Source organism: Bradyrhizobium sp. STM 3809, assembly GCF_000239795.1.
Lineage (GTDB): Bacteria > Pseudomonadota > Alphaproteobacteria > Rhizobiales > Xanthobacteraceae > Bradyrhizobium.
This window is the reverse complement of the sequence record NZ_CAFJ01000479.1, coordinates 1-10,091: the sequence shown is the minus strand read 5'-3', so window position 1 is coordinate 10,091 and position 10,091 is coordinate 1. Positions and strand designations below refer to the sequence as shown.

Sequence of the window (10,091 nt, the reverse complement as noted above, 5' to 3'; positions counted from 1 at the left end):
CGACCTTCGTCCGCACCCGCAAATCGAGATGCTGCGTCGCCCCACGGCCACCACTCCCCGCCGCAACGTCCCGTGACGATCGCGATACGCCCCTCTCAGTGCGGGCGGGATGGCGGGGATCAAACCACTGATTTGGGGGCGGCGTCAACAGATTTTCTGTTATTCAGAAGCGGCTGCCGCGCAGAGTCGAAGTGAACCCGCTAACCAGCACCGCGAACAAGCTGCTAAAAAACGAGGAGAAAGCGCCCGCTGCACACCGCTCTTGGGTTATCCCGGCTTGATCAGCAGTTCTTCCACAACTGGTGAGTAGCGGCCAGATATTGACTGCAATCCGCAACGAAGCAGCCGACAGACCCTTGCCCCCGATCGTGTCCCACAGAGTGGTGTAGCTGGCATGGTGTGACGTCACTCACAGCCAGCGGCACGATCGCACGGCACGATCGTCCCATCGTTACGCCGAACAAGGAACGGATGGCATGCGCTGGAGTGATTGGGCCAGGGGATCTGCGGTCGTGTTGGGCGTGTCCCTCGCCGGATATCTGTCCACGACCTATGTGGACTATCGATTTGCCTCGCACGAGGGCGCCTTGCATGAGACGGCAAGCCCGCCGCCAGCAGTCTCCGCTTGCGTCGGCGACGATGGGCGCTGGCACAATTGGCCATGGGCAAACGTGCCGATGCTCTCGCCGGCGTGTCGGCAGCGCCGATAGGTGCAAGCCGGGCCTATCGTGGAGCTGCAGGTGCTTCGCCGAGCTCGAGGAGGCCGGCTGCGCCAGGATCGGCTCGCGATCAGCACATCGGCGTGTTCCGGCTTTTGACGATGGTTGCAACGCGGCTGATCATCCATCCCCGGCGCTGTGGCGTTGGGAGATGATGTGGAGGTGCCATGTTCGTCGGCCGGCCCTGGCTCGATCAGGAGACTCGCGCCGATCCAACAGGAGACTAACGTGAGGACGATCGTTCTCCAGATCTGCGCAGGCCGGTGATTTGAATGTGCTGGGAGCGGCGGATTACGCTCCGCCAATTAGTACTACTGCGCAGAAAACACTGCCAGCTATCCGTCGTCATTCCGGGGCGCCCGCAGGGCGAGCCCGGAATCCATAGCCACAGGCGGATATTTGGCGGCAAAATGCCCTCGACCTGCCTGCCTCACACTATTGCCCGGGGGTATGGGTTCCGGGCTCGCCCTGCGGGCGCCCCGGAACGACATGTGGAGAGAGCGATGCCCTTTCTGACGCAGTAGTACTAATCCACCCTGCGAGCTGTCACAGGAATCGGCCGTGGTACCGTTTCGCTCGGCGCCCCGTTTGATCAAGTCATGCGCGGGCCCTGCCGTGATCGCAGATAGCCGCCGAGAGTCCCTAGCGCCGCGCTGAGCGGCAAGAACACGATATGCATCAATAAGTCGTCCGCCGCGCTGCCGCTGAACACAGCGTATGTTCCGCTGCCAACACTGAGGATTGACGAAAGCGCTCCGTTGAGCAGTGCGTCATGCTCTGCGATGCGTGCCGCAACGTAGCCGCCAAGCACAGAACAGGCTCCGCCCCACAGGCATAGAAGACCGTGCCATTTTTGAGAAGAGTGGCAACAGGCAGTCCGGACGACATGGAAAAATAGACAATCAAGGGGATCATCACAACGTGCGTTGCCGCGACATCGGTGATGGTCCCGATGACAACACCCTTCAGCGATATTCGAGGCATCGTACATCTTCGATCGGACGTTGAACGAAACGGACTTGTTGTCTGATGTTTACTTTATCGCCGTGGCGAGTGCTCGATACACCTCCGAAATACTGACGACTTGCTTGCTCCTGTGCACTGATCTTGATCTCGGTGAGAGTGCACCAAACTTGGCCTTCGGCTCCGGCCTGCACCTTGATATGCGCGGCGTCCGCTGCATAAATTTCCTCGGCAGCACTGCACCAAAGCTCCACCATGACCCGCAAGCCCAAGCAACCCCTTTCCGACCGCGTCAGCCGCGCCGCCGAGGCGGTGCTCGCGCGTGAGCATTCCGTCAGCGTCGTCGACGTGTTCTGCGGGCTCGGCTGGCTCGATGCGTCGTTGCTGCAGCAGTGGCGACGGCGGCAGGTGGGGGCGCTGGAGGAGGTGATGCGCGCGAGTCCGCCGAGCATTGGCGAAGCGATCGCGCTGCTGCGTCGCTGGGCGGAGGCGAAGGGGCTCACGCCGAGCGAGACCGACTATGTCGCGCAGACGCCGCGCCGGGAAGTGCTGCGGTTCAGCCGCAGTGGAAAGCCCGACGTCGAGACCGCCTATCGGACCCATTTCGTGGCGGCGGAGCTGTCGGAGAAGGCGCGCGCGCGGCTCACCGAGAAGGCGAGCCGCGCACCGGAACTGGTCGTGGTCGTGCCGACGCGCGATGATTGGAGCTGTCACCGCTGCGGCGGCACCGGCGATCTGCTGATGATGGAGGAGGGCGGCCCGGCGTGCCTGTCCTGCGCGGGTCTCGGCGGTCTCGTGTTCCTGCCCTCCGGCAATGCGCTGCTGTCGCGGCGTGCCAAGGCGCGCAGCGCGCGCCATGCCGTGGTCGTGCGCTTCAGCCGGACGCGCGGCCGCTATGAGCGCCAGGGACTGATGGTCGAGCCGCAGGTGTTGGCGGACTTGCGCGACGAGACCGCGTGAGCAGGGGGGTCTGCTGATCAATCCGGCTGACGTATCGATCCCTCATGCAGGCTTGCTTGCTTAGTCATCGGAAAACCCGGCATCCTCCTCGACGCTGGATGATCGAACGACGACACAGGGATCATCTGCCACGCATCTTTCAATGATCAAGGCGATAGCCCCGCGCGCATCGACGGAACGGGTGCAGCGACAGGTGCCTCAGTCGGATGATGCCGTCGTGGACTTTCTGACCGTGCTCCAGAAGGCCTCGGCTGCCTGGGTGATCCGGGCGCGGGCGCGTGTCAGGCATATGCTGATCTTGATGTCCCACTCCTTCGTGCCGGCTCTCACCAGCCGCCCGCTCTGAAGATCCTGCTCGACCAGGCTGCGCGGCGCCCAGGTGATGCCGCGTCCTTCGCGCGCCATGTTGATGAGCAGCATCACCGGCGCGGAGAAGCTGGGGGACAGCGCCGCCGCCGGCTCTTTCGCCGCCAGGAACGACGTCACGATTCGCCCGACTCCCGATCCCGGATGATAGGTGAGGTAGGGCAGCGGCGTGTCGTCCGTGCCGGGCAGCCAATAACGGGGTGACGGCGTGCGCCTGGACGCGCTTCGGCCGGCCTTCCTCGACATGGGGGCGGTGATCGGAATCAGCACGTCCCGATGCAGCTCGATGCGCTGAAAGCGATCGGGGTCGAGGCGGCTCGAGAGCGACGGGTGATAGTGCGCCAGCAGGAAATGCGCCTGTGCGTCGAGAAGCAGCTTTTCGCAGCCGGCGAAGTTCGAGGCGACGAGCTGGATGGCCGCGTCGGTCCGCGCGCGATCGACCCGGCGGATCCAGTCGGGGAAGAAGGTCTGCGACAGCGCGTGCGTCGCAGCGAAGTGGATGGTCTCGGCCCTGATGCGTGCGGCTTCCAGCGCCTCCTCGCGTCCGTTCAGGACCCTGCGCAGCACGTCCTCCGCCACCGGCCGAAAGCTCTCGCCCGCGGATGTCAGCCTGATCGTATGTGTGCTGCGCTCGAAGAGGGGAACGCCGAGCCATTCCTCGAGGGACTTGATGCGGCGGCTCAATCCCGGCTGGGTCACGTGACGGCGCTCGGCGGCGCGCGAGAACCCGCCTTCTTCGGCGACGGCCAGGAAGTCCTCGAGCCAGGCCAGGTCCATGATGCCGTTTCGTCCTCAATTCATTCCGATATGGCATTAGCGCCTGGAAGAGCGGTGGTCCATTGTAACCCGGCTCGAGACATCAGAACAAAGCGCCATCGGGCCTGGCGCCACAAAGCCTGGAGGGAACGAATTGCGGGTCGCAACACCGTCGCTCGACGAGTCCCTGCCAGCCAGCGTCCCGGTCGGACCGGCGCGCCGCAAGCCGCTATGGCGCGAGCCGTATGTCCTGGTCATCGCCGGCGCCGCGCTGGGCGCGCTCGCGGGGGCGCTGTGGCCTTCCGTCGCCGTTGAATTCAAGCCGTTCGGCGACGCCTTCATCTCCTTGATCAAGATGACGATCGCGCCGTTGATCTTTCTGGTCGTCGTGACCGGCATTGCCCAGGTCGGCGACATGAAGGCGGTCGGCCGGATCGGCGTCAAGGCGTTCGTCTATTTCGAAGTGGTGACGACGCTCTGTCTGATGTTCAGCTTCGTTGTCGTCCGGTGGGTCCAGCCCGGTGTCGGCGTTGCACGCGCAACCTCGCAGCAGGCCGAGGCCGTCGCGCGCTATTCGCAGGCGCACATGGAGTCGATCTCCGCCTATTTGCAGCACATGATTCCGGACAGCTTCGTCGGCGCGTTCGCTCGCGGCGAAGTGTTGCAGGTGCTTGTCCTCGCCCTGCTCTGCGGCATCGGCCTGCTCCTGCTCGGCGAACGCGGCCAGCCGCTGCGCGCGGGCATGGAGCGCATCACCGAGCTCGTGTTCAGTGTCGTCCATGTCGTGGTGTTGCTCGCTCCGATCGGCGCGTTCGGCGCGATGGCGTTCACGGTCGCCAAATTCGGCCTCGCGACGCTCTATGCGCTGGCGCTGCTCGTCGGCGCCGCCTGGGCGATGATGGCGTTCTTCATCTTCGTGGTGCTGGGCGCGATCTGCCGTATGGCCGGGATCCGCCTGCTCGATCTGCTGCGGATGCTGCGCACCGAGCTGCTGGTCGTCCTCGGCACCTCATCATCGGAGACCGCCATTCCCGGGATGATGGAGAAGTTGCCGGCGGCCGGCGTCGGCCGTGCCGTGGCCGGGCTGGTCATTCCATCCGGCTATTCGTTCAACCTGGACGGCGTGGCTCTGACCCTGCCGTTGAGCACGATGTTCGTCGCTCAGGTCTATGGACTCGAGCTGACGCCGACCCAGCAGCTCGGCATCTTCGGCATCATGCTGTTCACCAGCAAGGGCGCCGCGGGTGTGACCGGCGGCGCCTTCGCCGCGCTCGCCGCAACGGTGATCGCGGCCGGCCTGCCTGCCGAAGGACTCGCGCTGCTGCTCGGCATCGACCGGTTCATGTCGCTGGCGCGGGCGATCACCAACACTATCGGCAATGCTGTCGCCGCGGTCGTCGTCGCGAAATGGGACGGAGAGTTCGATCCGGGACTCTGGTCGGCGAAACTGGCCCAACTCGAAACCGCAAAGTGAGAATGATGGATATCGATACAGACCTGCCGGTGGTGGCGCTCACGCCAGGCGATTGCACGGGCATTGGGCCCGAACAGATCGCGCGCATCCTGGCCGAGGGACATCTTGCCGACGCGGCCCGTCTGGTCGTCATCGGTGACGCGCGGGTTCTCGAGATGGGCATGGCGCAGGCCGGCGTGCGTCTCGACATCGAGCGGATCTCGTCACCCTCCGCCGCGTCGTGGCGTCCCGGCGCCGTGCCACTGGTCGATCTCCGCAATACCGACCCGTCGCGCCTTCCGCCCGGCCGATCCAGTGCGGAGTCCGGCCGGCTCACCGGAGACACCTTGTCGCGCGCCATCGATTTCGCCAAGGCGAAGGAGGTGGATGCCGTCACCTTCGCTCCGCTCAACAAGCGGGCCATGTTCGACGGCGGCTGGAAGTTTCCCGATGAGCACAAGATGTTCGCGAGCCTGCTCGGGCACCAGGGCTATTTCTCCGAAATGAACGTTCTCGACGGTCAGTGGATGTCGCGGGTGACCGGCCATCAGTCGCTGCGCGAGGCGCTGGGCTGCATCAATCCCGCGACGATCACCGATTCCATCGTGCTGGTCGACCGCATGATGCGGGCATCGGGCATTGCGACGCCGCGCATCGCGGTCGCTGCGCTGAACCCGCATGCGGGTGAGGGCGGATTGTTCGGCCGCGAGGAGATCGAGATGATCCGGCCGACGGTCGAAGCGGCAGCGCGGACAGGCATCGCCTGCAGCGGACCCTTTCCGGCGGACACGATCTACCTCCGCGCGTTCGACGGCGAGTTCGACAGCGTCGTCGCGATGTATCACGACCAGGGACAGATCGCGACCAAGCTGCGCGGGTTCAACCGCGGCGTGACGATCACGGCCGGCCTCGAGACGGTGTTCACGACGCCCTCGCATGGAACGGCGTTCGACATCGTCGGCAAGGGCATTGCCAAGACGGGCGCGCTCGAAAGCGCCGTCCGGCTCGCGGCTCGGCTGGCCAAACTGAAGACCCGGGAGACATCCTATGCGCGTCACTGATCGCAGGACCTTGCTGCAGGCGGCCGCAGCGCTGCCGTTGACCTCCGTTGCCGCCAACATCGCAATGGCGCAGGCGGCCGACGCCACCGATGCCGCGGCGAAAGCTGCCCCTCCCAAGGATGTGACGCGGACGCTGGCGCGCTATCTCGTGGGCGCATCCTATGACGCCCTTCCCGCCAATGTGCGCAAGGAGGGCGTCCGTACGCTGCTGAACTGGGTCGGGGTCGCGATCGGCGGATCGCGGCACGAGACGGTGGACATCGCGGTGGCCGCCCTGGGTCCGTTCTCGGGTCCGCAGCAGGCCTCGCTGTTCGGCCGGCGCGAGCGGTTCGACATCATGAATGCGGCCTTCATCAACGGGGTGTCCAGCCACATCTTCGATTTCGATGACACCCACCTGAAGACGATCATCCATCCGGCCGGCCCGGTGGTGTCAGCGATCATCGCGCTCGCGGAGATGCAGCCGGTCTCCGGCAAGGAGTTCCTGAACGCGCTCGTCCTCGGCGTCGAGACCGAGTGCAGGATCGGCAATGCCGTCTATCCGAACCACTACGATGTCGGCTGGCACATCACCGGGACCGCCGGGGTGTTCGGCTCCGCTGCCGCGGCGGGCAAGCTGCTGAAGCTGAACGAGCAGCAGATGACCTGGGCGCTTGGCCTTGCGGCGTCTCAGCCGGTCGGCCTGCGCGAATCGTTCGGATCGATGAACAAGAGCTTCAACCCCGGCCGCGCGGCGTCAAACGGCTTGTTCGCCGCCATCCTGGCATCGAAGAATTTCACGTCGTCGGACGGGATGATCGAGGCGAAGCGCGGCTGGGCCAATACGATCAGCACCAAGCAGGACTATGGCGAGATCGTCGGCGAGCTCGGCAAGCGTTACGAAGCCGCGCTCAACACCTACAAGCCGTTCGCCTGCGGCATCGTTCTGCACCCGGCGATCGATGCGGCGATCCAGTTGCGCAACGAGAACAGGCTCAAGGCCGACCAGATCGACTATGTCGATCTCAAGGTCAACCCGCTCGTGCTCGAGCTGACCGGCAAGAAAACGCCGCAGCAGGGGCTCGAGGGCAAGTTCAGCATCTATCACGCGGTGGCCGTGGCGATCGTGGAAGGCGCGGGCGGCGAGAAGCAGTTCAGCGACCGCGCGGTGACCGATCCGATGGTGCTGTCGCTGCGCGGCAAGGTCGTCCCGGTCATCACGCCCGAGATCAAGCCGGAGCAGGTCGAGATGACGATCGTGCTGAAGGATGGGCGTAAGCTCAGCCGCCGCATCGAGCACGCCGTCGGCAGCGTCGAAGTGCCGATGACCGACCAGCAGCTCGAGGCGAAGTTCTCCGATCTCGCCGACGGCATCGTTCCGGCCGCATCAATCCGGCGGATCATGGACGCCTGCTGGAACGTCGAGGGCCTGTCAAATGCCGCCGATATCGCCAAGATGTCGGCGACGGCCTGAGATGGAGAGGGAGGCCATGCCGTCGCGTCGTCGCCTGCTGCAATCGGCTGGCGCGCTCGCCGCCGTCGCGGCGATGCCTATCCCTCACGTCAGGGCCGCCGGCCCGGGCGTGACCGAGCGCCTGGCGCGCTACATGGTCGTTGCGCGCGACACCGAGCTGCCGGAGCAGGTGGTGCTCGCATGCAAGCACCGCATTCTCGACACGCTCGGCGCCATGCTGTCCGGCGCGCGCATGCATCCGGGCGAGATGGCGCTGAAATATGTCCGCAGCCTCGGCGGCGAGCCGCAGGCCTCCGTCGTCGGCTCCGACTTCCGTACCACGGCCGTCAATGCGGCGATGGCAAACGCCATGTGCGCGCACGCCGACGAGACCGACGATTTCGAGCCGGTGACCAAGGCCCATCCCGGATGCGCGGTGGTTCCTGCGGCGCTCGCATTGGCCGAACGGGAGCATCGCAGCGGACCCGACGTGATCCGCGCCGTCGCGCTCGGCTACGACCTGACCTGCCGTCTGCTGATGGCACTCGGGCCGGACCTCGTGCGCGCCTCGCATCGCAGCGCCGAGGGCACGTCGTCGACATTCGGCGCGCTCGGCGCTGCGGCCTCGCTGGCGCGGCTGGACGAACGGGGCATGCGTCACGCCATGTCCTATTCGGCGCAGCAGGTTTCCGGGCTGTGGAGCTGGGTGAAGGACAAGGATCACATCGAGAAGGCCTTCGATTTCGCCGGCATGGGCGCGCGCAATGGCGTCATGGCGGTCGACATGGTGATGGCAGGCCTCACCGGCGTCGATGACGTGCTCGACGGCACCCACAACCTGTTCATCGCGCTGTCGAGCGATCCGAAGCCGGAAGAGATGGTCAAGGATCTCGGCAGTCGGTTCTACGTCACGGAGACCGCCATCAAGACCTTCTCGGTCGGCTATCCGATCCAGTCGCCTCTGGATGCGCTGCTGATGCTGCGCCGGCAGCACGCGCTGACCCCCGACAATGTCCGCAGCATCCGGGTCAAGCTTCCGACCGACGCGATGGGAATCGTCGGCGACAGCGCCATGCCCGACGTCAACTGTCAGCATCTCGTCGCCCTCGCGCTGGTCAGGGGGGCCGTCTCGTTCGCCGACAGTCATGATGTCGCGCTGATGCGCGATCCGGCGATCCTGGAGCAGCGTGCGAAGGTGACGCTCGCGGCCGACAAGGACCTGATGGATCCGGCCGCGCCGCGCGGTGCGATCGTCGAGGTCACGCGGGTCGACGGCACGACGATCGACCATTTCACCAGATATCCGCCGGGTACCAAGGAGAATCCGCTGAGCACCGAGGCCGTCAGCGCCAAGACAAGGGATTTGTTGATGCCGGTTCTGGGAAGCGGGAAGACGGAGAAGCTGATCGACATGGTCGAGCATCTCGAAGAGATCGACGACATCGGCCGCCTGCGCCCCTTGTTCACGGCCTGACGTTGCGCGGGCCAGGCTCCAAGGCCGCTTGCGGCGGATGGCCACGGCATTGCAAGCTGGAAGACCGACAAGAAAAGCAGAATCGACGGGAGGAACGTGACATGAGGTCGAAGTGGAGGCTTGCCGGCTATGTCTGCGCGGCGGTGCTGCTGCACGAAGGCACGGCGATCGCGGCGAATGTGGAGATTTCCGCCAACGACATCGGCGGACAGGTGGTCGGCGCCGGCGGGCCGGAAGCTGGCGTCTGGGTGATTGCCGAGACCTCGGACCTGCCGACCAAGTACGCCAAGGTGGTGGTGACCGACGAGCAGGGCCGGTTCGTCATTCCCGAGCTTCCCGCAGCCAACTACACGGTCTGGGTGCGAGGTTATGGAGTGCAGGACACCGCGCGTCAGCAGGCCCGTCCCGGTCATCTGCTCGATTTCAAGACCGCCGCAGCGTCTCCGAAGCAGGACGCGCAGAATTACCCCGGCATGTACTGGTATGCGATGCTCGATATCCCGAAGCCGGAGGAGTTTCCCGGCACGGGCGCCAAGGGCAACAAGATGCCGGAGACGATGAAGTCGCAATCGCAATGGGTCGATACCGTCAAGAACATGTGCCAGTCCTGCCACGCGCTCGGCTCGCGGGGCATCCGCGAGATCCCGACATTGTTCATGGAAGGGCACGACTCGCAGACCGCCTGGGCGATGCGCACACAGGCCGGCCAGGCTCAGGAATACATGGCGACGGTTCTCGCCAGCATGGGGCCCGACAAGGTCTACGAGCTCTTCGCCAAATGGACCGATCGTATTGCCGCAGGCGAATTGCCGTTCGACAGGCCGGACCGTCCAAAGGGCATCGAGCGCAACGTCGTCTACACGATGTGGGACTGGGCCGCGCCGACGCGCTACCAGCACGACGCGAT

At 65.2% G+C, this 10,091-nt stretch carries 8 protein-coding genes; 6 read left to right on the top strand and 2 right to left on the bottom strand.

What is annotated here, in order from left to right:
• Positions 1-1,684: 1,684 nt before the first annotated feature.
• Positions 1,685-1,939, bottom strand: coding sequence for a hypothetical protein (locus tag BRAS3809_RS36065; RefSeq protein WP_139017418.1), 255 nt, complete (start codon positions 1,937-1,939; stop codon positions 1,685-1,687).
• On the opposite strand from BRAS3809_RS36065, the gene BRAS3809_RS22210 reads away from it, so the two are divergent.
• Positions 1,938-2,642: a hypothetical protein gene (locus BRAS3809_RS22210; protein WP_008964279.1), complete on the top strand. Its 705-nt coding sequence runs from the start codon at positions 1,938-1,940 to the stop codon at positions 2,640-2,642. The two genes, BRAS3809_RS36065 and BRAS3809_RS22210, sit on opposite strands and share 2 nt — an antisense overlap.
• Before the next feature lie 198 nt (positions 2,643-2,840).
• Here the strand turns inward: BRAS3809_RS22210 and BRAS3809_RS22205 are convergent, their stop codons facing one another.
• Complete coding sequence (locus BRAS3809_RS22205; RefSeq protein WP_008964278.1) at positions 2,841-3,785, bottom strand: LysR family transcriptional regulator; 945 nt, start codon at positions 3,783-3,785, stop codon at positions 2,841-2,843.
• Between the two features lie 133 nt (positions 3,786-3,918).
• Between BRAS3809_RS22205 and BRAS3809_RS22200 the strand changes: the two genes are divergently transcribed.
• From BRAS3809_RS22200 to BRAS3809_RS22180, 5 genes are all read left to right on the top strand, one after another.
• Positions 3,919-5,238 carry a C4-dicarboxylate transporter DctA gene (locus BRAS3809_RS22200; protein WP_008964277.1) on the top strand — a complete coding sequence of 440 codons (1,320 nt, stop codon included), beginning with the start codon at positions 3,919-3,921 and terminating at the stop codon, positions 5,236-5,238.
• 5 nt (positions 5,239-5,243) lie between these two features.
• Positions 5,244-6,278 carry a PdxA family dehydrogenase gene (locus BRAS3809_RS22195; protein ID WP_008964276.1) on the top strand — a complete coding sequence of 345 codons (1,035 nt, stop codon included), beginning with the start codon at positions 5,244-5,246 and terminating at the stop codon, positions 6,276-6,278.
• Entirely contained in the window at positions 6,265-7,731 is a 1,467-nt protein-coding gene (locus BRAS3809_RS22190; protein ID WP_008964275.1) for an MmgE/PrpD family protein, read from the top strand. The genes BRAS3809_RS22195 and BRAS3809_RS22190 overlap by 14 nt, the downstream gene beginning before the upstream one ends.
• A gap of 16 nt (positions 7,732-7,747) precedes the next feature.
• Entirely contained in the window at positions 7,748-9,184 is a 1,437-nt protein-coding gene (locus tag BRAS3809_RS22185) for an MmgE/PrpD family protein (RefSeq protein ID WP_139017417.1), read from the top strand.
• A 101-nt stretch (positions 9,185-9,285) separates the two neighbouring features.
• Positions 9,286-10,091: carboxypeptidase-like regulatory domain-containing protein (locus BRAS3809_RS22180; RefSeq protein WP_035657604.1), on the top strand; the 806-nt coding region annotated here is incomplete at its 3' end.